Raw genomic sequence first — 21,143 nt, 5'->3', positions numbered from 1 at the left:
TTATGGCACAGCCTTTGCTTGTATCCCTACGTGTCCGCAAAGACTCACTCAATTTCTTATCCGGAGGGGAACGTATGAAGCTGGTTACCGTGGTAATCAAACCATTTAAGCTGGAGGACGTGCGTGAAGCCTTATCCTCTATTGGCATTCAGGGACTGACAGTTACCGAGGTTAAAGGTTTCGGTCGCCAGAAAGGTCACGCAGAGCTTTATCGCGGTGCCGAGTACAGCGTTAACTTCCTGCCAAAAGTAAAAATTGATATCGCTATTGCGGACGACCAGCTTGATGAAGTGGTCGATGTCATCAGCAAAGCCGCGTATACCGGCAAAATTGGCGACGGCAAGATTTTCGTCGCAGAACTGCAGCGCGTCATTCGTATTCGTACCGGCGAGACCGACGAAGCAGCACTGTAACTGGGGCTCTGAATTGTGATGGGATGGAAAGAAATGAATAAACTGATAACGAAGTTGGGCCTCACCAGCCTTGCGCTGTTACCTTCTCTGGCGATGGCGGCCGCCCCTGCAGTAGCGGATAAAGCCGATAACGCCTTTATGATGATCTGTACCGCCTTGGTACTGTTTATGTCGATTCCCGGCATTGCGCTGTTCTACGGCGGTTTGATTCGCGGCAAGAACGTGCTGTCGATGCTGACGCAGGTTGCGGTGACCTTCTCACTGGTTTGCGTGCTGTGGGTAATTTACGGCTACTCACTGGCGTTCAGTGAAGGCAACGCCTTCTTCGGTAGCTTCCAGTGGGCAATGCTGAAAAATATTGAGCTGAAAGCGCTGATGGGCAGCTTCTATCAGTACATTCACATCGCGTTCCAGGCTTCCTTCGCCTGTATCACCGTCGGCCTGATTGTTGGTGCGCTGGCTGAACGTATTCGCTTCTCTGCGGTATTGATCTTCGTGGTGGTATGGCTGACGCTGGCTTATCTGCCAATCGCACACATGGTATGGGCTGGTGGCTTGCTGGCGCAAGATGGCGCGCTCGACTTCGCGGGCGGCACCGTGGTTCACATCAACGCCGCCGTTGCAGGCCTGGTGGGGGCTTATCTGGTGGGCAAACGTGCTGGTTTCGGCAAAGAGGCCTTCAAACCACACAACCTGCCGATGGTGTTCCTCGGTACCGCGATTCTGTATGTGGGCTGGTTCGGCTTCAACGCTGGTTCTGCTTCCTCAGCTAACGAAATCGCTGCGCTGGCGTTCCTGAATACCGTGGTGGCTACAGCGGGTGCGGTGCTGTCGTGGGTGTTTGGCGAGTGGGCGGTACGCGGTAAACCTTCTCTGCTTGGCGCCTGCTCGGGCTTCATCGCCGGTCTGGTGGCGATTACCCCTGCTTGTGGTTATGTCGGTGTCGGCGGCGCGCTGATTATAGGTCTGGCGGGTGGTTTAGCCGGTCTGTGGGGCGTAACAACCCTGAAGAAATGGCTGCGCGTTGATGACCCATGTGATGTGTTCGGTGTGCACGGCGTGTGTGGCATCCTTGGTTGTATCCTGACCGGCGTGTTCGCGTCCTCTTCACTGGGCGGCGTAGGCTACGCAGAAGGCGTGACCATGGGCCATCAGGTTTGGATTCAGCTGTTCAGCGTGGGTGTGACCATCGTCTGGACTGCAGTTGTAGCCTTCATCGGCTTCAAACTGGCGGATATGATTGTTGGACTGCGTGTTCCGGAAGATCAGGAACGTGAAGGTCTGGATGTAAACAGCCACGGCGAGAACGCTTACAACCAGTAACCGCCGGGCTAAAGAAGAGCAGTGCGCTAAAATTATAAAAAAACAGAGGGGCGATTCTATCGCCCCTTTTTTTATGCGTCGCGTTGGCGCATCACGCCTTCCTGCACCGTGGTCGCCACCAGTCGGCCATTCTGGGTATAAAACTCACCCCGCACAAAACCGCGCGCGCCCGAGGCGGAAGTGCTCACTACGCTGTACAGCAGCCATTCAGACAAGTCGAACGGACGATGGAACCACATTGAGTGATCGATGGTTGCAACTTGCATATCGGCTTCGAGGAAGCCTTTACCGTGCGGCTGCAGCGCCACCGGCAGGAAGTTGAGATCCGAGGCATAGCCCAGCAGGTATTGATGGATACGACGATCGGCCGGTAACTCGCCGTTGGCACGAATCCACACCTGACGCAGCGGCTCATCGACGTGGCCTTTCAGCGGGTTATGAATTTGCACCGGACGAATATCCAGCGGACGCTCGGCGAGGAATTTTTCTTTCAGCTTGAGTGGCAGATGCGCGGCCAGTTTCTTCGCCAAATCCTGTTCCGATGGTAGATTATCCGGGCCCGGCACCTGCGGCATTTCATTCTGATGCTCGAAGCCGCTTTCAGGTGCCTGGAACGAAGCCGTCATGTAGAAGATCGGCTGACCATTCTGTACCGCGCTAACGCGGCGTGCGCTGAAGCTTTTGCCGTCACGCAGCGTTTCGACATCATAAATGATGGCTTTTTGGCTATCGCCCGGACGCAGAAAGTAGCTGTGGAAGGAGTGAATGATGCGCTCTTCCGGCACCGTTTGTTTCGCGGCATACAGCGCCTGGCCGACTACCTGGCCACCAAACACCTGGCGCAAGCCCAGATCTTCGCTCTGACCACGAAACAGGCCTTCTTCCAGTTTTTCCAGATTTAATAAATTAAGCAGGTTGTGCAGTGCCTGGCTCATAGCGGATTCCTCAGCGTGACTTATCGCGTCAGTGTGAAAGATCCGACCAGTTTCCGTCAATGATTTTGCCGCGATTTCAGCGGGCTGGCGGAGGGTTTAGGCGCAATGCCGATATTTGTGCCAGAATTAAGGTCATTCGGCGGCTGAAAAGCTAAGCAATAAATTTACCGCCGACAATCATAGTGTTCATAAGGAGACGACATCGATGAAACTCTGGCAAGTTATTAGCGGTATGACCCTGGCTGCGGCGATTACCGGTTGTGCGGACCACAGCAAGCCGGTAGCCACACCCACACTCGGCTCAGCGGTAGCGGGGCAGCAGGCCGCGATTGCGCAGCCTAATGTCAGTGGTTCGGTGTATATCCGCCAGCGCATTGCGCTGCCGCCGGATTCTGTGCTGACCGTTACGCTATCAGATGCATCGCTGGCCGACGCGCCTTCAAAAGTGCTGTCGCAGCGCGTGGTGCGTACTGAAGGGAAACAGTCGCCGTTCCAGTTTGTCTTGCCGTTTAACCCGGCTGACATCCAGCCGAACGCGCGCATTCTGTTGAGTGCGGCGATTTCGATTGATGGCAAGCTGGCGTTTATCACCGATACGGTGAAACCGGTGATTAATCAGGGCGGCACAAAAGCCGAACTGCTGTTGGTGCCAGTGACCAACGTCGCGATGCAAACCCAGCCGGGAGCAGCAACAACAGTGCCTTCGACTTCACCTACGCAGGTGACGCCATCTGCTTCGGTGCCGGCACCGACAAGTCTGTAATTTCGATTGATGGGACGGGAGAGCGCCGGAAAGCATCGTTGTTCCGTAAAGTCGCTGTCTCGTCCCAGAACGCTCGTCACACGCCATCCATGGTGTGTGACGCTTTACTCCACAACGATGCTTTCCAGCGTGCGACGTTCAGTGCGATTGGCTGCAGGCTTGTGCGCGACATATCGCACCGCTAAATCTCCCACCGATATTTCTCTAACTCGATCTCCCCAGCATCGCTAACTTCAATCCCTTCCGCTTCCAGCGCATCGCGCTGACGAAACAAGTCGTCACCCTGCAGTGAAATGCGGCCATGGCGATTGATAACGCGAAACCAGGGTAATTTACTGCCTTCCGGCAAACGGCGTAATACGCCACCCACCTGGCGTGCCGCGCGCGGCGAACCCGCTAATTGCGCAACATCCCCGTAAGTAGTGACCTTTCCTGGCGGAATGGCCGCGATGATCTGCCAGACGCGCTCAGAAAAATTGTTTTGGTCGCTCATATGCGCACCTATTTTTATCTGGAAAGGGCAAACTTTAGCATGCAGAAGGGTAGACATCAGCGCATTGATGTGTGCTTGTGCAAGAAACCAACGGTTGTCGGGCCTGCGCTTGCAATTGCCGGGGGCATACTTGATAATGCCTGCGCTCTCGAAATGAGGGCTTGTCAATGGGGGCCCTGTTGGTTCTCCCGCAATGCTAACTTGTGAACTCGGTCAGATCCGGAAGGAAGCAGCCGCAGCAGGCGACGCGTGTGCCGGGATGTAGCTGGCAGGGCCCCCACCAATTTGTACCCGCCTCATACTCCACAGAATTTTACGCACAGAGAAATCTGGCAATCCTTTGCCGGTGATTCAATCCTTGATCAAAACGATGATGGTGCAGATCGGCTGTTAGGGGAAAAACTTAGCGGACGAACTTCCAGACAGAAACCGGTACTTTATCGTAAAGCTTATTCATTGTCAGTTCAGCCAGACGATGATCGGCTGCCGAATAGAATACCGCGAGTTCATTATCAGGTAATTCATACTTGTTTTTTTCGATAACCCGTTCAAGGGTATCGATTGAGCGACAGCGGCGCAGTCGCATCAAATAATCTGTTTTAGTTAAGGCTTGGTTGCTCATAAATAAACCGGTCTCAGTCTGGTGCTAAAAGGAATGGCTAGGTTGTTGGAGATAAGCGCACTCTTCGGCAAACAGATTAAATAAGCGTTTTGCTGAACGCTGCCACCGTTGTAGATCCTGAGTATTGATTCCATAGCTGCTGAACAGCATAAAGGTATCGTCAAGATATTCATCGATTTGCGTAATCAGGGCTTCATCTTCAACGTGCTTAATTTTGTAATTCATCGTGAAAGAAGCGATATGCTCAATCAAATCGTTGAGCTGTAAATTGCTTTCCGAAGTAGGATCATTAACCCAACCATGATGGCTGTCAGTCAATGTCGCCATACTTTCGTCGAACAGGTTCTCACACAGGTATTTAAGCTGGGCAATATCATGCCGTTTCGGTGAGTATTCGTCCATCTTTTTCCCCTCCATAGCTAGCACAGTTACCGCAGCGCGGCGAGATTAAGAAAAGCTACCAGGAAGCGATATCGAATAAAATTGAATTCAGCGACTCCTTAAATGTAATCCACAATCATTAGCTTTGCTCACCTCAATTACCAAATATTACAATTCATCAGCAGGAGAGGGGCGCTCATTGTCAATCACGTCAAACACCAGCGCGCCGGGCTTTACCTGAAACAACACTTCTTCACGACGCGTAAACGTTTCATTTAAATCCAGGCAAGGATTAAATAAATTCCAGCTGAAATCGTAAAGCATTTTAAATCGATTATTGTCGGTTGGTTGAATAGAAATAATCTGGAAGCTATCGGGAACTAATTGCGCGTTTTGAGAATACCACTGTAAATCACCGGCTAATGCCTCGGCTATTTTGAGAATATTCCCCTGGATAATTCTAACCAACTTTTCGCAATCGTCCTCATCCACAGCAATATCACAATGAATAATAGACGGCATTTTGTATCCAGTAAAAGAATGATGTTTCTATCATTGAGCTTATTGAGTGACATTGCAAGTCGCTAATAAACAGAAAGAGTAATCGTTGTGATGGGTTTCATAACACAATCATGGCGAAACGGCGAATTAGCGCGGCTATCTTTATGATCGATCAACTTTTGAAACACTTTTGCCTGGGCGCAATGGAGGATGAGTCGGGTATGATAATTGTTATGTTATAACATTATTGGTTGTTGAGTATGAATCACAGCGGTTTACTTCTTTCCCTTGGCGGCCGTTTGCTGGTTGCGCTGATGCTGATTGCATTGCTAGCGCTGGCCTTATATTGGGGCATGCAGAAATGATACATTTCAACCGCTTACAAGCCGGTTATCAAGGCCGTGCGGTGACGCCGGTCGTTAACGGTGAGCTGGCAACAGGCAGCATGACGGCGCTGATTGGCGCTAACGGCACCGGCAAATCGACATTATTAAAAACCATTGCCGGCTTACTACCGCCAATTTCCGGCAACTGCGAATTGCACATCCCACGCAAAGCGCTGGGCTGGTTACCGCAACGCAGTGAACTTGAAACCCGCTTTCCTCTTACTGCCTATGAACTGGTGGCGATGGGCTGCTGGCCACGCTGCGGCTGGTTTGGTGGTATCAATCGCGCCTTGCGCCTGGAAATCGATGCCGCGCTGGATGCGGTACAAATGCGTGAGTTCGCCGATGCGCAGCCATCGACGTTATCTGGTGGGCAACTGCAGCGCGTGCTGTTCGCGCGCTTAATGCTGCAGCGCAGCCAGCTCTGGCTGCTGGATGAACCCTTCAACGGCATTGATAGCCAAACCGTCACCTTGCTGATGTCGATCCTCGAACAGCAGCAGCAGGCGGGCACCACGTTATTAGTCGTGCTACACGATCGTCCGCTGGTGGCGCGCTATTTTCAGGATGTGTTATCGCTCGATGACGCTGATTCCGCACAAACGCCAACATTGCGTAGGGTAGCGTCGTGACATTACTTCAACCCTTTATCGAATTTGGTTTTATGCGCCGTGCGCTGGTGGCCTGCGTTGCATTAGCGATCAGCGCCACGCCGCTGGGCGTTTTCCTTTCCCTGCGCCGCATGAGTCTGGTCGGCGATGCCTTATCACATGCTGTGTTACCCGGCGCGGCGATTGGTTATCTGGTATCGGGATTATCGCTGGTGGCGATGGGTATCGGCGGCCTGATTGCCGGATTGGCGGTGGCGCTGCTCTCGGGAGCGGTCAGCCGTTATACGCATCTCAAAGAGGATGCCAGCTTTTCCGGCTTTTACCTCGGCTCTCTTGCACTCGGCGTCACGCTGGTGTCGCTGCGCGGCTCCAGCGTCGATCTGCTGCACGTGTTATTTGGATCGCTGCTGGCGGTGGATAACGCGGCGATTCTGCTGGTCGGCGGCATTGCGGCTACGACCTTGCTGCTGCTGGCAGTGATCTTCCGTCCGCTGGTGATCGATGCCTTCGATCCCGATTTCCTGCGCGCTCAGGGCAAATGGAGCGCACCGCTGGTGCACGGTCTGTTTCTGATGCTGGTGGTGCTCAATCTGGTGGCGGGCTTTCAGGTGCTGGGCACGCTGATGTCGGTGGGATTGATGATGCTGCCGGCCACCAGCGCACGCTTCTGGAGCCGCCATCTGGCTTACATGCTCGGCATCGCCATGCTGCTGGCGATCGTCTCAGCATTTATCGGCCTGATTCTTTCGTGGCATTTCTCGCTGCCGGCTGGACCGGCGGTGGTGCTCAGTGCTGCGGTGCTGTTTCTGCTTTCTGTTTTGACAGGACCATGTGGCGGCCTGTTGCGCCGTCGATAACCAAACCAATAAGGGGATAGGAATGAAAAAGTTACCGCTGAGTCTGGCGATTGGCGCCATGCTGGCAAGCCCGCTGTCGCTGGCGAAAAGCGTTGATGTTGTGGCGAGCTTTACCGTGCTGGCGGATATCGTTAAACAGGTTGGTGGCGATCACGTTAACGTGAAATCGCTGGTCGGGCCGAATGGCGATCCGCACACCTTCGAACCGACGCCGCAGGATAGCCAGGCGCTGTCGAAGGCGGATGTGGTATTCGTGAGCGGTTTGGGCATGGAAGGCTGGATGGATCGCCTGATCAGCGCGTCAGGCTATAAAGGCACCATCGTGGTGGCATCGAACGGTGTCAACACGCGCAAGATGGAAGAGGACGGCAAAAGCGTCACCGATCCGCACGCGTGGAACAGCATGCAAAACGGTGTGATCTACGCCACTAATGTGATGAATGCGCTGATCAAAGCCGATCCAGAAGATGCGGCGGATATTCGTAAAAGCGGTGAAAGTTACATTCAGCAGCTGCAGAAGCTGGATAGCTGGGCGAAAAATGCCTTTGCCGAAGTGCCGAAGAGCAAGCGTAAAGTGCTGACCAGCCATGATGCCTTTGGCTACTTTGGCCAACGCTATGGCGTCAGTTTCCTGGCGCCGGTGGGTTTCTCTACCGAAGCGGAAGCCAGCGCCAGCGACGTGGCCTCGATCATCCAACAACTGAAGGCCGAGCACATCAAAACCTACTTCATGGAGAATCAAACCGATCCGCGACTGGTAAAACAGATTGCCAGCGAAACCGGCGCGCAGCCGGGCGGGGAACTTTATCCTGAGGCGCTGTCGGAAGCGAATGGCCCAGCAGCCACCTATGTCGCCGCGTTCAAACACAATGTTGACGCCATTTTGCATAGCATGAAGTAAAAAAAAGGCCGGGGAGCATCCCGGCCAACTATCACGACACTTTCCTACCTTTTTTTCTTTCTTCCCTGAACCGCCTTAAAGCGCGGGTTAGTTTTGCAAATCACATAGATGCGACCTTTACGACGCACGACTTTGCAATCCTTATGGCGCGTCTTTGCAGAGCGCAATGAACTCAATACCTGCATCTGTTCTCTCCAGCGTTACTTGTTGCGCGACAGGAAGCTGCCGAAACGCTGGTTGAAGCGCGCGGTGCTGCCTTCTTTAGCAAAGTCTTTCTGCTTACCGGTGTAGAACACGTGAGATTTTGACGAGACATCCAGCGTGACATACGGCAGCACTTCACCTTCATACTCAATGGTGCGCTCGGTTTTGATGGTGGAGCCGACTTTAAAGTATTCGTTGGCCGAGGTGTCGTGGAACACCACTGGGCGATAAAGAGGATGGATATTCGGTTTCATAGTAACCTCGCTATGTAATGTTATACTATAACAATAGTATGAGCCCGAATATGGCTGATTGCAACCGTGAAAAACGCAGGGATTTTGGCGGGGCAGGGAAACAGCAATAAAAAAGGCCGCATCAGCGGCCTTTTTGGGGAAGAGTAAAACTTAGTGTTTGTGCTCAACCGGATGACCGTGTTCCAGGTCACCTTTGTTCTTACTGAAGCGGCGACGTACCACCACGAAGAACACCGGAACGAAGAAGATAGCCAGCGCGGTCGCTGTTACCATCCCGCCCATTACGCCGGTACCTACCGCATTTTGTGCGCCAGAACCCGCACCGGTGCTGATCGCCAGCGGCATTACGCCGAGGATAAAGGCGAGTGAGGTCATCAAAATCGGACGCAGACGCATACGGGATGCTTCCAGCGTGGATTCCACCAACCCTTTACCTTCCTTCTCCATCAAATCCTTGGCGAATTCGACAATCAGGATGGCGTTCTTCGCCGACAATCCTATGGTAGTCAACAAGCCCACCACAAAGTAGACGTCGTTACTTAAGCCGCGCAGCGTGGTGAAGATCAGTGCGCCGACAACACCCAGCGGTACCACCAACATGACCGAGAACGGAATCGACCAGCTCTCATACAGCGCGGCCAGACACAGGAACACCACAATCAGTGAGATAGCATACAGCGCCGGAGCCTGGTTACCTGACAAGCGTTCCTGATAGGACATGCCGGTCCAGTCGTAACCAATACCCGCCGGCAGTTTTCCTGCCAACTCTTCCATCAGGTTCATGGCATCACCGGAGCTCTTGCCTGGCGCAGCCTGGCCCAGAATCTCCATCGATGGCAAGCCGTTGTAACGTTCCAGACGCGGTGAACCGTACTGCCACTTCGCCGAAGAGAAGGCGGAGAACGGTACCATGGTGCCGCCGCTGTTGCGCACGTACCATTTACTGATATCGTCCGGCAACATACGTGAATCGGCCTTGCCCATAACGTACACCTTCTTCACGCGACCGCGGTCGATGAAGTCGTTGACGTAAGAACCGCCCCATGCTGAAGCCAGCGTGGTATTGATGTCGGACAGCGACACACCCAGCGCCTGCGCTTTCTCCTGATCGATGATCAGTTTGTACTGCGGCGTATCTTCCATGCCGTTTGGACGCACACCCACCAGCGTATCCGAATGCTGGGCGATCATGCCAAACAGCTGGTTACGCGCGGCGGTCAGCTTCTCGTGACCCAGGTTGCCCTGATCGGTCAGCATGAAGTCGAAGCCGGTGGCGTTACCCAGTTCGATAATTGCTGGCAGGTTGAACGGGAACACCATCGCATCTTTGATTTGACCGAGCGCCTGCATGGCACGACCGGCAATCGCAGGCACTTTCAGGTTGGCATCGCCACGCTCATCCCACGGCTTGAGGCTGACGAACGCAATACCGGTGTTCTGTCCACGACCGGCGAAGCCGAAGCCGTTAACGGTAAACACGGAATTAACGCTGTCTTTCTCTTTGGTCAGGAAGTAATCCGTCACCTGATCCAATACTTTCTGGGTACGTTCCTGGGTAGCACCGGCTGGCAATTGCGCCTGCGCCAGTAACAAACCCTGATCCTCTTCCGGCAGGAATGAGGTAGGCAGTTTCAGGAACAGGTACGCCATGCCGACCACGATCACCAGATAAATCAGCAGGTAACGGCCGGTGCTGCGAATGATATGACCAACACTATCAACGTAGTGGTTGGTGCTCTTATCAAACAGGCGGTTAAACCAGCCGAAGAAACCGGTGGTTTTGCCGTGAGCGCCTTTCTCCACTGGCTTCAGCATGGTGGCACAAAGCGCAGGCGTCAGGATCAACGCCACCAGCACCGACAGCGCCATCGCCGAAACGATGGTGATGGAGAACTGGCGATAAATGACGCCGGTTGAACCACCGAAGAACGCCATTGGAATAAATACCGCTGACAGCACCAAGGCAATACCGACCAATGCGCCCTGAATCTGCTCCATCGAACGTTTGGTCGCTTCTTTCGGCGGTAAGCCTTCTTCCGCCATTACACGTTCGACGTTCTCTACCACCACGATGGCGTCATCCACCAGCAGGCCGATGGCGAGCACCATCCCGAACATCGTCAGGGTGTTTATCGAGTAGCCAAAGGCACTGATGATCGCAAAGGTTCCGAGCAACACAACAGGAACGGCGATGGTTGGAATCAGCGTCGCACGGAAGTTCTGCAGGAACAGATACATCACCAGGAACACCAGCACGATTGCTTCAAACAGCGTTTTCACCACTTCGAAAATCGAAATTTTCACGAACGGTGTGGTGTCGTACGGATAAACCGTTTTCATGCCTGCCGGGAAGAACGGCTCCAGTTTCGCCAGTTCAGCTTTCACCGCATCGGCGGTGTCCAGTGCATTAGCGCCGGTGGCCAGTTTGATACCGATACCGGAAGCCGGTTTGCCGTTATAACGCGCGATGATCTCGTAGTTTTCACCACCGAGTTCAATCTTCGCCACGTCACGCAGACGTACCTGCGAACCATCCTGATTCACCTTCAGCAGAATATTGCCGAACTCATCTGTCGATGTCAGACGGGTTTGCGCAATGATCGAGGCATTCAGCTGTTGGCCCGGTACAGGTGGCGTACCGCCCAACTGACCCGCGGCGATCTGGGTGTTCTGGACTTTCAGCGCATTGATCACATCCACTGGTGTCAGTGAATAGTTGTTCAGCTTGTGTGGGTCCAGCCAGATGCGCATCGCATACTGCGCACCAAACACCTGAGTATCACCGACACCCGGCATACGGCTAACCGGATCTTTGATGTTTGAAGCAACATAGTCAGAAATATCATTCTGCGTCATGGTGCCGTCATCACTGACAAAACCCGCCACCATCAGGAAGCTGCTAGAGGATTTCTTAACCTGAATACCCTGTTGCTGTACTTCCTGTGGCAGTAACGGCGTGGCCAGCTGCAGTTTGTTCTGCACCTGAACCTGCGCGATATCGGCATCAGTACCGGATTGGAAGGTCAGCGTCAGCGTCAATGTCCCCGACGAGTCACTGCTCGAGGACATATACATCAGTCCATCGATACCGTTCATGTTTTGCTCGATGACCTGCGTCACCGAATCTTGCAGCGTTTTCGCATCAGCACCCGGATAGGTGGCCTGGATTTCAACCGCCGGCGGTGCAACATTGGGATATTGCTCAATCGGCAGGCTGATAATCGATAGCACACCGGCCAACATGATGATGATGGCGAGCACCCACGCAAAAATGGGGCGATCAATAAAGAACTTAGCCATGTATCAGTGGCTCCTGTTATGACGATGATTTAGCAGACGGTGATTCTGGTGCAGCTTTGGCATCATCGGAGACTTCTTTTGGCGTCACCTGCGCACCCGGTTTGGCACGCTGGATACCGGTGGTGATCACCCGATCGCCTTCTTTTAGACCTTCCGTCACCAGCCATTTGTCGCCAAATGCCTGATTAGCGGTGATGTTACGCGATTCCACTTTATTATCTGCGCCAACCACCATTGCGGTTGCCTGACCGGTTGGGGTGCGTGTTACGCCCTGTTGCGGCACCAGCAGTGCGGTGGGATTGGTGCCCTCATCCAGACGCGCACGAACAAACATGCCTGGCAGCAGGCGATTGTCCGGGTTCGGGAAGATGGCGCGCAGCGTGATCGAGCCGGTGGTTTCATCCACGCTCACATCAGAGAATTCCAATGTGCCTGTCTGCGGGTATGCGTTACCGTTTTGCATCAGCAGGGTGACGTTGGCCTTACCGTCGTTCTGTTTCAACTGACCGGATTCCAGCTCTGCGCGCAGACGCAGGAAATCATCACTGGATTGGGTCACATCGACATACATAGGATCGAGCTGTTGCACGGTCGCCAGGGCAGTGGTTTGCCCGTTGGAAACCAGCGCACCTTCGGTTACCGACGATTTACCAATACGGCCGCTGATGGGTGACGTCACTTTGGTATACGCCAGATTGATGCGCGCAGTTTCGACGTTGGCACGCGCAGCCTGGGCGGCAGCAGCAGTTTGGGCTGCGGTGCCAGCGGCGGTGTCATAGTCCTGCTGACTGATGTACTTGGTACCCAGCAGCGGCTTATAGCGAGTAATGGTTAACTGCGCAACACGCGCATTGGCTTCAGCCTGGGCGAGATCCGCTTTAGCGCTGTCGTAGGCCGCCTGATAGGTTGCGGGATCAATCTGATAAAGCGACTGACCGGCTTTTACATCACTACCTTCAACAAAATTACGCTTGAGGATAATTCCTGACACCTGAGGGCGAACTTCCGCAACGCGGAAAGCCGAGGTACGGCCCGGCAGCTCGGTGGTAATTTTCAAGGGTTCGTTTTTTAACGTTACAACACCCACTTCTGGGGGCTGCTGCTGGGCGGCTTGCTGGGATTTATTATCATCACATCCTGTTAACACAAAGCTGCCTGATAGCATCAGGACGGCCGCCAGAGGCGCTAATCCTCTGTTTTTATTCATAAATAAACCTCTAGTGTCCGATATCAAATGATCAATGGATCACAAACCGATAAACCCATTGCTGCGTTAAAACACGGGTCATGCTATGGTACATACATTCACAAATGTATGTAAACTTACAAGTTTGTAAAACAAGCCCAGCATGGCACGAAAAACCAAAGCGCAAGCTCTTGAAACACGGCATCAAATTCTTGACGCCGCATTAGCACACTTTTCCGAACATGGTGTGGCCGCCACGTCTCTGGCGGATATCGCAACAGCGGCCGGCGTCACGCGCGGGGCTATCTACTGGCACTTCAAAAATAAAGCCGATCTCTTACAGGAAATCTGGCTGCGTTGTGACGCTGGGCTGGACGATGTGGAACTTGAGTATCAGACAAAATACCCGGGCGATCCACTTTCTGTTGTTCGTTCTATGTTGATCTATATCCTTGACGCCACAGCAAAGGATCCGCAAAGACGCGCATTAATGGAGATTATCTTTCACAAATGTGAGTTTGTTGGCGAAATGTCGACGTTACAGGATATGCAGCAGAGCTTACTGCAAGCGTGTTACGATCGAATTGAAACTGTACTACGTCTTTGTATTGATGCCAGCCAATTGCCTGAGAACCTGAATACGCGTCAGGCGGCGCTACTGATGCGCGGCTATATTAATGGCATGATGGAAAGCTGGCTGTTCAACCCGCAAAGTTTTGATTTGGCAGCCGATGCGCCTCAGCTGGTGGATGCGTTTCTTGATATGTTGCGCCTAAGTCCAACGCTGCTTAGTCGGCCTTGATTTCCGCCGCTTGTTTCTGCTCATAATCCCGCTGAACAATCGCCAACGCAGCCAGCACGGTGGCGGTAGGGACATTATTCTCTTCAAGCAGTTGAATCAGATCGACGGCAAGTTTGATGTCGTCGGGTGCGCTGTCCAGTGACATTTTTTCTCCTAAATACGTAATTTCGCCGCGACCAGCAGCATTAATAGTGCGCCCAGCAGTGCGCTGGCGAAACCGGCTGGATGCAGGGCGGCCAGATCGCCGGTGGTGAAGTAGGTGGCGATATAGCCGCCAATCAGCGCGCCAATCACCGCCAGTATCAACGTCGGCACAAATCCTCCCGGACGACCGGGAAAAATCACCCGTTTGAGCCAGCCTGCCGCTAAACCGATCACAATCCATAATACCAGCGTCATGATTTTACTCCTTTTTCTCACCGCAATGAGTATAGAGGAAAAAGCGCCGCGTTCAGCGCGGCATAGGCGGCAACTCCAGTTTGTAGATAGCGGCGCGGCAGCGTGCCAAACGTTCTTGCAGCTGATCGACTTCACGAATTAACTGCTGCTGAACGCTCAGCGTTTCAGCGCGCGCCAGATGCTGCTCGCGCTGAGCAATCATCGCCAGTAAGCGTTTTTCGTAGCCTTGATACTCTTCACGCTTGGCCTGGCGTGCATCGACACGTGGCCGCTCGCGCTTGACGCGCAGCTGCTGGCTCTGGCATTCGCGCTGTAATGCGGCAATTTGATCCAGCACTTTCTCCGCCAGCCATTGACGGCGCTCCACATCAGTGTCAGCAGCGGTTAACTGCGTCACATTGACTTCCAGTTCGCGCAGATAATCCGCCAGGCGCGTGCCGCTGGTGCGAAACAGGTGAGAATCAAAACGGGGCTGACGACAGGCACCATCCGGCTGCTGCGCAATCTGCTGGCGCAGTAACTCTAACATGGCATGGAGACGTTGCTGGGCGGGCGGTTGGGGCATCACTCTGTTTCCGACTGTGTTAACGTAACGCTGTTTTTGACTTATTCAGGCATCAGGCATGCAGCGCATTTTACTACTGAGCCTTGGCTGGCTGGCGATTGTGCTAGGTACGCTGGGCATTGTATTACCTTTATTACCGACGACGCCATTTGTGTTGCTGGCGGCCTGGTGTTTTGCCCGCTCGTCGCCGCGTTTCCATCATTGGTTGCTATGGAAGTCGCCGTTTGGTCGCTTTATTCGCCACTGGCAGCAGCATCGTGCCATGCCGCCCGGCGCCAAAGGGCGCGCCATGTTGCTGATTGTGATTACCTTTTCGGTGTCCCTTTATTTAGTAAACCTGCTGTGGGTGCGCATCCTGTTAGGCGCGATGCTGTGCCTGCTGCTGCTTTTTATGTGGCGCATTCCGGTTGTAACCGAGGATGCCAACCCGCCACAACAGTAGCGTGAGGGTTGCATTTAGCCGGGTATTTGCATAGATTTGGGCATCTTCGTGCGTGGCTTCCCTTATAAACGACTTCGCTTAACCCGGTTTCCGGGGTTTGGCGCTAGAGAAGCTGCGCGTATTAGATATTTTCTCCAGGCGTAACATTTATGACCGCAACTGCGCAGCAGCTTGAACTCATCAAAAACAGCATTAAAAGCATTCCTGACTATCCGAAGCCGGGCATTCTGTTCCGTGACGTGACCAGTCTTATGGAAGATCCGCAGGCGTATGCCGCGTCGATCGCCATTCTGGTGGAGCGTTATCGTAACAAAGGCATCACCAAGGTGGTGGGAACGGAAGCGCGTGGCTTCCTGTTTGGCGCACCGGTGGCGCTGGGTTTGGGCGTGGGTTTTGTGCCGGTGCGTAAGCCGGGCAAACTGCCGCGTGAAACTTTCAGCGAAAGCTACGAGCTGGAGTACGGCACCGATGCGCTGGAACTGCACAAAGATGCCATCAAACCAGGCGATGTGGTGCTGGTGGTGGACGATCTGCTGGCGACTGGCGGCACGCTGGAAGCAACGGTGAAGCTGATCCGCCGCGCCGGTGGAGAAGTGAAAGACGCCGCATTCGTGATTAATCTGTTTGACCTGACCGGTGAAGCCCGCCTGACTGCCATGGGCGTCGAGTGCTTCAGCCTGGTGAATTTCCCCGGCCACTAAGGCCTGCGCGCTCCGCTGCACGGCGGGGCGCCACCTCTGCAAAGTTAGTGGTTGCTGATCCGCTGGTGACTGTTAAACTACTGCCAAAATAAACAGGGTTTGCGAAGCCGCATTTTCTCCCTTCTCCCTAAATTCCAGTGATTGAATCCACATGAGCTATCAGGTACTTGCGCGAAAATGGCGTCCCCAGGCCTTCGCTGACGTAGTCGGTCAGGAACATGTGCTGACTGCGCTGGCCAACGGGTTGTCACTGGGACGAATCCATCATGCTTATCTCTTTTCTGGCACACGCGGCGTCGGGAAAACCTCGATCGCCCGTCTGCTGGCGAAGGGGCTTAACTGTGAAACCGGCATCACGTCAACGCCGTGCGGGCAATGCGATAACTGCCGCGAAATCGAGCAGGGCCGTTTTGTCGATCTGATTGAGATCGATGCCGCATCACGCACCAAAGTTGAAGATACGCGCGATCTGCTCGATAACGTGCAGTACGCGCCAGCGCGCGGTCGCTTCAAGGTCTATCTGATCGATGAAGTGCACATGCTGTCGCGTCACAGCTTCAACGCGCTGCTGAAAACGCTGGAAGAGCCGCCATCGCACGTGAAATTCCTGCTGGCGACCACCGATCCGCAGAAGCTGCCTGTGACGATTCTGTCCCGTTGCCTGCAATTCCATCTCAAAGCGCTGGACGTGGAGCAAATCCAGCAGCAGCTGGCGCATGTGTTGCAGCAGGAGCAGATTGCTGCCGAACCGCGCGCGCTGCATCTGCTGGCACGCGCCGCTGATGGCAGCATGCGCGACGCGCTGAGTCTGACCGACCAGGCGATTGCCATGGGGCAGGGCAGCGTAACGCGTGACACCGTGGCACAAATGCTCGGCACGCTCGACGATGAACAGCCGCTGGCGCTGATTGAAGCGCTGGTGGATGGCCAGGGTGAACAGGTGATGGCGCTGCTGAATCAGGCCGCGTCGCGTGGGGTTGAGTGGGAAGCGCTGCTGGTCGAGATGCTGCGTTTACTGCACCGCATTGCGATGGTGCAGCTGCTGCCAAGCTCGCTCAGCGAGGACGATCTCAGCCAGGCCGATCGCCTGCGCGAGTTAGCGCGCGTGCTGCCACCGGCTGACGTGCAGCTCTATTACCAAACGTTGTTGATGGGACGTAAAGATCTGCCGCTGGCACCGGATCGGCGCTTAGGCGTAGAGATGACGCTGCTGCGGGCGCTGGCGTTCCATCCGCAGGCAACGATTGCGGAGCCGGTGGCGCGTCCCACCTTGACGCCACAAGCTGCGCCGCAGGTTGCTGCGCCACAAGCCGCAGCGAAAGCCGCGCCCGCACCGGCTGCGCAGCCGCAGATGGCACCGCCAAACCCTGACGCGCCGCCGGTGTCGGATGATTATCCAGACATGCAGCCCGCGCCCGATCCGTTACCTGACTCCACCAGCCAGTTGTTACAGGCGCGAACGCAGTTGCTGCGTCAGGGAGCCGGCAAAGCAAAAAAGAGTGAGCCGGCAGCGCGTTCCGCGCGGCCGGCGAATCCGGCGCTGGAACGTCTCGCTAGCGTCACTGAACGTGTGCAACAACGTGCGTCCGAACCCACGGTAAAAGCCCCGGCCAAACCGGAAGCTTATCGCTGGAAAACGCAGCTGCCGGTAGAGGTTAAAGCGGAGCCGGTGGCGACGCCAAAAGCCTTGCGTTCGGCACTGGAGCATGAGAAAACCCCTGAGCTGGCGCTGCGTCTGGCGGAAGAAGCCCAGCAGCGCGATGCGTGGGCTGCTGAAATCGCCGCGCTGACGCTACCAAAACTGGTGCAGCAAGTGGCGCTCAATGCGTGGAAAGAGGTGGGCGAAGCAGGCGTTACGCTGCATCTGCGCAGCAGTCAGCGCCATCTGAATTCAGCTTCTGCCAGGCAGGCGCTGGCGGAAGCGCTAAGTCAGTCTGCCGGTCAGCCGGTTGAATTGACGATTATTGAAGACGATAATCCTACGGTATTGACGCCACTGGAGTGGCGTCAGGCCATTTATGAAGAGAAGCTGTCGCAGGCGCGACAGTCGATCGAAAGCGATACCCATATTCAGACATTGCGTCGATTCTTCGATGCCGATTTGGATGAAGAGAGTATTCGACCGGTGTGAACATGCTGCCGCGCGTCAACTGCGCGCAGCCCCAGCAGAGAGAGAAAACTATGTTTGGTAAAGGCGGATTGGGCAACCTGATGAAACAGGCCCAGCAGATGCAAGACAAAATGGCCAAAGTGCAGGAAGAGATCGCCGCGATCGAAGTGACCGGTGAATCAGGCGCTGGCTTGGTTAAAGTAACCATCAACGGTGCGCACAACTGCCGTCGTGTTGAAGTCGATCCTAGCTTGCTGGAAGATGACAAAGACATGCTGGAAGATCTGATCGCCGCGGCCTTCAACGATGCGGCACGCCGTATTGACGAAACGCAGAAAGAGAAGATGGCTGCGGTCTCTTCAGGTATGCAGCTGCCGCCCGGCTTCAAGATGCCGTTCTGATGCAAACCAGTCCACTGCTTGAATCTTTGATGGAGTCGTTGCGCTGCCTGCCGGGCGTTGGCCCGAAGTCGGCGCAGCGTATGGCTTTTCAGCTGTTGCAGCGCGATCGTAGCGGTGGCATGCGTCTGGCGCAGGCATTGACCCGCGCCATGTCGGAAATCGGTCACTGCGCCGATTGCCGTACCTTCACCGAACAGGAAATCTGCACCATCTGCGCCAATCCGCGTCGTCAGCAAAACGGCCAGATTTGTGTGGTGGAGAGCCCGGCAGATATCCACGCCATTGAGCAGACCGGCCAGTTTGGCGGCCGCTACTTTGTGCTGATGGGGCACTTGTCACCGCTGGATGGCATTGGTCCACAGGATATCGGCCTGGATCGGCTGGAGCAGCGTCTCGAGCGCGAAACCTTAACCGAAGTGATCCTCGCCACCAATCCCACGGTGGAAGGGGAAGCCACAGCCAACTACATCGCCGAGTTGTGCGGACAATATGGCGTTGATGCCAGCCGCATTGCACACGGTGTGCCGGTCGGTGGTGAGCTGGAAATGGTCGATGGCACCACGCTGTCGCACTCGCTCGCCGGACGCCACAAGATTAATTTCTAATCACTTGCCGATGTCTTCACAGACATCGGCTTGAAATCCTCTCCTTCATCCCCATTTCTCTCTCAACGTATCATCAACCCCGATTCAGTTGAGGTAGCAATGACCATGAAAGGACAAGAGACGCGTGGCTTCCAGTCAGAGGTAAAACAACTTCTGCACCTGATGATCCATTCACTCTATTCAAATAAAGAGATTTTCCTGCGCGAGCTGATTTCCAACGCTTCAGATGCCGCCGACAAACTGCGCTTCCGCGCGCTGTCGACGCCCGATCTGTATGAAGGCGACGGCGACCTGCGCGTACGTATCTCGGTCAATCCGGAAAATCGCACGCTGACGCTCAGCGATAACGGCATCGGTATGCGCCGTGATGAGGTGATTGAGAACCTCGGCACCATCGCTAAATCCGGCACCAAATCCTTCCTCGAATCCATGGGCTCCGACCAGGCGAAAGACAGCCAGCTGATCGGCCAGTTTGGCGTGGGCTTCTACTCTGCGTTCATTGTGGCGGATAAAGTCACCGTGCGCACCCGCGCCGCCGGCGCTAAAGCCGATGAAGCGGTGTTCTGGGAATCTGCTGGCGAAGGCGAATATACGCTGGCGGAGATTGAGAAAGCCGATCGCGGTACCGAAATCACGCTGCACTTCCGTGAAGGCGAAGATGATTTCCTTGATGCGTGGCGCGTGCGTAACGTGATCAGCAAATACTCCGATCACATCGCGCTGCCGGTTGAGATTGAAAGCAAAGACGAAGAGAGCGACACCACCACCTGGGAAAAGATCAACAAAGCCCAGGCGCTGTGGACGCGCAACAAGTCTGAGATCAGCGACGACGAGTACAACGAGTTCTACAAACACATCGCCCACGATTTCAGCGATCCGGCGATCTGGAGCCATAACCGCGTGGAAGGTAAGCAGGAATACACCAGCCTGCTGTATATCCCGGCGCGTGCGCCGTTCGACATGTGGAACCGCGACAGCAAGCACGGCCTGAAACTCTACGTACAGCGCGTGTTCATCATGGACGATGCCGAGCAGTTCATGCCGAACTACCTGCGCTTCGTGCGTGGTTTGATAGATTCCAACGATCTGCCGCTCAACGTTTCGCGTGAAATCCTGCAGGACAGCCGTGTGACCCAGAGCCTGCGTGGCGCGCTGACCAAGCGTAGCCTGCAGATGTTAGAGAAGCTGGCGAAAGACGACGCGGAAAAATATCAGCAGTTCTGGAAAGAGTTCGGTCTGGTACTGAAAGAAGGTCCAGCCGAAGACAACGCTAACCAGCAACAGATTGCCAAACTGCTGCGCTTTGCCACCAGCCAGAGCGAAAGCGCTGAGCAGACCGTTTCGCTCGACGATTACGTGACGCGCATGGTGGAAGGTCAGGACAAGATTTACTACATCACCGCCGACAGCTATGCCGCTGCGAAGAGCAGCCCGCATCTGGAACTGTTCCGCAAGAAAGGCATCGAAGTGCTGCTGCTCTCCGATCGTATCGACGAATGGATGATGAGCTACCTCACCGAGTTCGACGGCAAAACCTTCCAGTCAGTCAGCAAAGCGGATGATTCGCTGAGCAAACTGGCCGATGAAGAGACCGAAGAGCAGAAAGAAGCGGAGAAGGCGCTGGAGCCGTTTGTTGAGCGCGTGAAAACGCTGCTGGGCGAGCGTGTGAAAGAGGTGCGTCTGACGCATCGTCTCACTGACACGCCAGCGATCGTCACCACCGATGCTAACGAAATGACCACGCAGATGGCGAAGCTGTTTGCCGCGGCCGGTCAGGACGTGCCGGACGTGAAGTACATTTTCGAGATCAATCCGGATCATACGCTGGTGAAACGCGTGGCTGATACCCAGGACGAGACGCGCTTTGCCGAGTGGGTTGAGCTGCTGCTGGATCAGGCGCTGCTCGCCGAGCGCGGTACGCTTGACGATCCAAACCAGTTCATCCGTCGCATGAACCAGTTGCTGACGGCGTAATCGCACCAAACCCG

25 protein-coding genes, 1 other RNA gene and 1 other annotated feature are annotated in these 21,143 nt (G+C 54.7%); of the genes, 14 read left to right on the top strand and 12 right to left on the bottom strand.

What is annotated here, in order from left to right; genetic code table 11:
- Positions 1–74: 74 nt before the first annotated feature.
- Together glnK and amtB are read left to right on the top strand one after the other, a co-directional pair.
- A complete protein-coding gene (glnK, locus tag IB226_RS18825; protein WP_007886947.1) occupies positions 75–413 on the top strand; it encodes a P-II family nitrogen regulator in 339 nt (112 codons plus the stop codon).
- 33 nt (positions 414–446) lie between these two features.
- Positions 447–1,736: an ammonium transporter AmtB gene (gene amtB / locus IB226_RS18820; RefSeq protein WP_101762414.1), complete on the top strand. Its 1,290-nt coding sequence runs from the start codon at positions 447–449 to the stop codon at positions 1,734–1,736.
- 71 nt (positions 1,737–1,807) lie between these two features.
- Here the strand turns inward: amtB and tesB are convergent, their stop codons facing one another.
- Positions 1,808–2,671 carry an acyl-CoA thioesterase II gene (tesB, locus tag IB226_RS18815; protein WP_192236701.1) on the bottom strand — a complete coding sequence of 288 codons (864 nt, stop codon included), beginning with the start codon at positions 2,669–2,671 and terminating at the stop codon, positions 1,808–1,810.
- Positions 2,672–2,876: 205 nt separating this feature from the next.
- On the opposite strand from tesB, the gene IB226_RS18810 reads away from it, so the two are divergent.
- Positions 2,877–3,434 carry a YbaY family lipoprotein gene (locus IB226_RS18810; RefSeq protein ID WP_110867736.1) on the top strand — a complete coding sequence of 186 codons (558 nt, stop codon included), beginning with the start codon at positions 2,877–2,879 and terminating at the stop codon, positions 3,432–3,434.
- A gap of 181 nt (positions 3,435–3,615) precedes the next feature.
- Here the strand turns inward: IB226_RS18810 and IB226_RS18805 are convergent, their stop codons facing one another.
- A complete protein-coding gene (locus IB226_RS18805; RefSeq protein ID WP_008103902.1) occupies positions 3,616–3,927 on the bottom strand; it encodes an MGMT family protein in 312 nt (103 codons plus the stop codon).
- Positions 3,928–4,104: 177 nt separating this feature from the next.
- Between IB226_RS18805 and ffs the strand changes: the two genes are divergently transcribed.
- Positions 4,105–4,201: signal recognition particle sRNA small type (ffs, locus tag IB226_RS18800), an RNA gene on the top strand.
- Between the two features lie 129 nt (positions 4,202–4,330).
- On the opposite strand, the gene IB226_RS18795 is transcribed toward ffs, so the two are convergent.
- The 3 genes from IB226_RS18795 to IB226_RS18785 form a co-directional block, all read right to left on the bottom strand.
- Positions 4,331–4,549, bottom strand: coding sequence for an HHA domain-containing protein (locus IB226_RS18795; RefSeq protein WP_007886938.1), 219 nt, complete (start codon positions 4,547–4,549; stop codon positions 4,331–4,333).
- 24 nt (positions 4,550–4,573) lie between these two features.
- On the bottom strand, positions 4,574–4,951 hold the full coding sequence (tomB, locus tag IB226_RS18790; RefSeq protein ID WP_007886936.1) for an Hha toxicity modulator TomB: 378 nt from the start codon (positions 4,949–4,951) through the stop codon (positions 4,574–4,576).
- 147 nt (positions 4,952–5,098) lie between these two features.
- Positions 5,099–5,452, bottom strand: a complete 354-nt coding sequence (locus tag IB226_RS18785) for a hypothetical protein (protein ID WP_101762410.1) — start codon at positions 5,450–5,452, stop codon at positions 5,099–5,101.
- 340 nt (positions 5,453–5,792) lie between these two features.
- On the opposite strand from IB226_RS18785, the gene IB226_RS18780 reads away from it, so the two are divergent.
- Genes IB226_RS18780 through IB226_RS18770 form a run of 3 tightly spaced genes read left to right on the top strand, consistent with a single transcriptional unit; the run spans position 5,793 to position 8,186 of the window.
- The gene (locus tag IB226_RS18780) at positions 5,793–6,449 is read left to right on the top strand and encodes a metal ABC transporter ATP-binding protein (RefSeq protein ID WP_192236700.1); all 657 of its coding nucleotides are present in this window, start codon (positions 5,793–5,795) and stop codon (positions 6,447–6,449) included.
- Entirely contained in the window at positions 6,446–7,285 is an 840-nt protein-coding gene (locus IB226_RS18775; RefSeq protein WP_101762408.1) for a metal ABC transporter permease, read from the top strand. Before IB226_RS18780 ends, IB226_RS18775 begins: the two co-directional genes overlap by 4 nt.
- Before the next feature lie 22 nt (positions 7,286–7,307).
- Positions 7,308–8,186, top strand: coding sequence for a metal ABC transporter substrate-binding protein (locus tag IB226_RS18770; protein WP_110867733.1), 879 nt, complete (start codon positions 7,308–7,310; stop codon positions 8,184–8,186).
- Positions 8,187–8,230: 44 nt separating this feature from the next.
- Here IB226_RS18770 and ykgO read toward each other — a convergent pair whose 3' ends face one another.
- The 4 genes from ykgO to IB226_RS18750 all read right to left on the bottom strand — a co-directional run bounded on the left by ykgO (position 8,231) and on the right by IB226_RS18750 (position 13,151).
- Entirely contained in the window at positions 8,231–8,371 is a 141-nt protein-coding gene (ykgO, locus tag IB226_RS18765; RefSeq protein WP_008103894.1) for a type B 50S ribosomal protein L36, read from the bottom strand.
- 15 nt (positions 8,372–8,386) lie between these two features.
- Positions 8,387–8,644: a type B 50S ribosomal protein L31 gene (locus IB226_RS18760; protein WP_101762406.1), complete on the bottom strand. Its 258-nt coding sequence runs from the start codon at positions 8,642–8,644 to the stop codon at positions 8,387–8,389.
- A gap of 150 nt (positions 8,645–8,794) precedes the next feature.
- Positions 8,795–11,944 (bottom strand): multidrug efflux RND transporter permease subunit AcrB, encoded by a 3,150-nt coding sequence (locus tag IB226_RS18755; RefSeq protein WP_101762405.1) that lies wholly within the window; start codon positions 11,942–11,944, stop codon positions 8,795–8,797.
- 16 nt (positions 11,945–11,960) lie between these two features.
- Complete coding sequence (locus tag IB226_RS18750; protein ID WP_101762404.1) at positions 11,961–13,151, bottom strand: efflux RND transporter periplasmic adaptor subunit; 1,191 nt, start codon at positions 13,149–13,151, stop codon at positions 11,961–11,963.
- Between the two features lie 142 nt (positions 13,152–13,293).
- Between IB226_RS18750 and acrR the strand changes: the two genes are divergently transcribed.
- A complete protein-coding gene (acrR, locus tag IB226_RS18745; RefSeq protein ID WP_101762403.1) occupies positions 13,294–13,932 on the top strand; it encodes a multidrug efflux transporter transcriptional repressor AcrR in 639 nt (212 codons plus the stop codon).
- On the opposite strand, the gene rsmS is transcribed toward acrR, so the two are convergent.
- The 3 genes from rsmS to priC are packed head-to-tail and all read right to left on the bottom strand — an operon-like array spanning position 13,919 to position 14,896.
- Positions 13,919–14,077 carry a pleiotropic regulatory protein RsmS gene (rsmS, locus tag IB226_RS18740; RefSeq protein ID WP_101762402.1) on the bottom strand — a complete coding sequence of 53 codons (159 nt, stop codon included), beginning with the start codon at positions 14,075–14,077 and terminating at the stop codon, positions 13,919–13,921. The genes acrR and rsmS overlap by 14 nt on opposite strands.
- Before the next feature lie 8 nt (positions 14,078–14,085).
- Complete coding sequence (locus tag IB226_RS18735) at positions 14,086–14,331, bottom strand: GlsB/YeaQ/YmgE family stress response membrane protein (protein WP_192236699.1); 246 nt, start codon at positions 14,329–14,331, stop codon at positions 14,086–14,088.
- Between the two features lie 52 nt (positions 14,332–14,383).
- On the bottom strand, positions 14,384–14,896 hold the full coding sequence (gene priC, locus IB226_RS18730; protein WP_192236698.1) for a primosomal replication protein PriC: 513 nt from the start codon (positions 14,894–14,896) through the stop codon (positions 14,384–14,386).
- Positions 14,897–14,954: 58 nt separating this feature from the next.
- Between priC and IB226_RS18725 the strand changes: the two genes are divergently transcribed.
- From IB226_RS18725 to htpG, 6 genes are all read left to right on the top strand, one after another.
- The gene (locus IB226_RS18725; protein WP_101762399.1) at positions 14,955–15,338 is read left to right on the top strand and encodes a DUF454 family protein; all 384 of its coding nucleotides are present in this window, start codon (positions 14,955–14,957) and stop codon (positions 15,336–15,338) included.
- A gap of 149 nt (positions 15,339–15,487) precedes the next feature.
- Positions 15,488–16,039, top strand: coding sequence for an adenine phosphoribosyltransferase (apt, locus tag IB226_RS18720; protein WP_008103878.1), 552 nt, complete (start codon positions 15,488–15,490; stop codon positions 16,037–16,039).
- 151 nt (positions 16,040–16,190) lie between these two features.
- On the top strand, positions 16,191–18,170 hold the full coding sequence (gene dnaX / locus IB226_RS18715; RefSeq protein ID WP_192236697.1) for a DNA polymerase III subunit gamma/tau: 1,980 nt from the start codon (positions 16,191–16,193) through the stop codon (positions 18,168–18,170).
- Positions 17,512–17,573, top strand: a sequence feature (DnaX frameshifting element). (Overlaps the previous gene by 62 nt.)
- Positions 18,171–18,220: 50 nt before the next feature.
- Positions 18,221–18,550: a YbaB/EbfC family nucleoid-associated protein gene (locus IB226_RS18710; protein WP_008103874.1), complete on the top strand. Its 330-nt coding sequence runs from the start codon at positions 18,221–18,223 to the stop codon at positions 18,548–18,550.
- Positions 18,550–19,155: a recombination mediator RecR gene (gene recR, locus IB226_RS18705; protein WP_008103873.1), complete on the top strand. Its 606-nt coding sequence runs from the start codon at positions 18,550–18,552 to the stop codon at positions 19,153–19,155. The genes IB226_RS18710 and recR overlap by 1 nt, the downstream gene beginning before the upstream one ends.
- 99 nt (positions 19,156–19,254) lie before the next feature.
- A complete protein-coding gene (gene htpG, locus IB226_RS18700) occupies positions 19,255–21,129 on the top strand; it encodes a molecular chaperone HtpG (RefSeq protein ID WP_101762396.1) in 1,875 nt (624 codons plus the stop codon).
- Positions 21,130–21,143 lie beyond the last annotated feature (14 nt).

It is taken from the genome of Pantoea sp. PNT03, assembly GCF_014852515.1.
GTDB lineage: Bacteria > Pseudomonadota > Gammaproteobacteria > Enterobacterales > Enterobacteriaceae > Pantoea > Pantoea leporis.
This window is presented reverse-complemented; position numbering and strand designations above follow the sequence as displayed.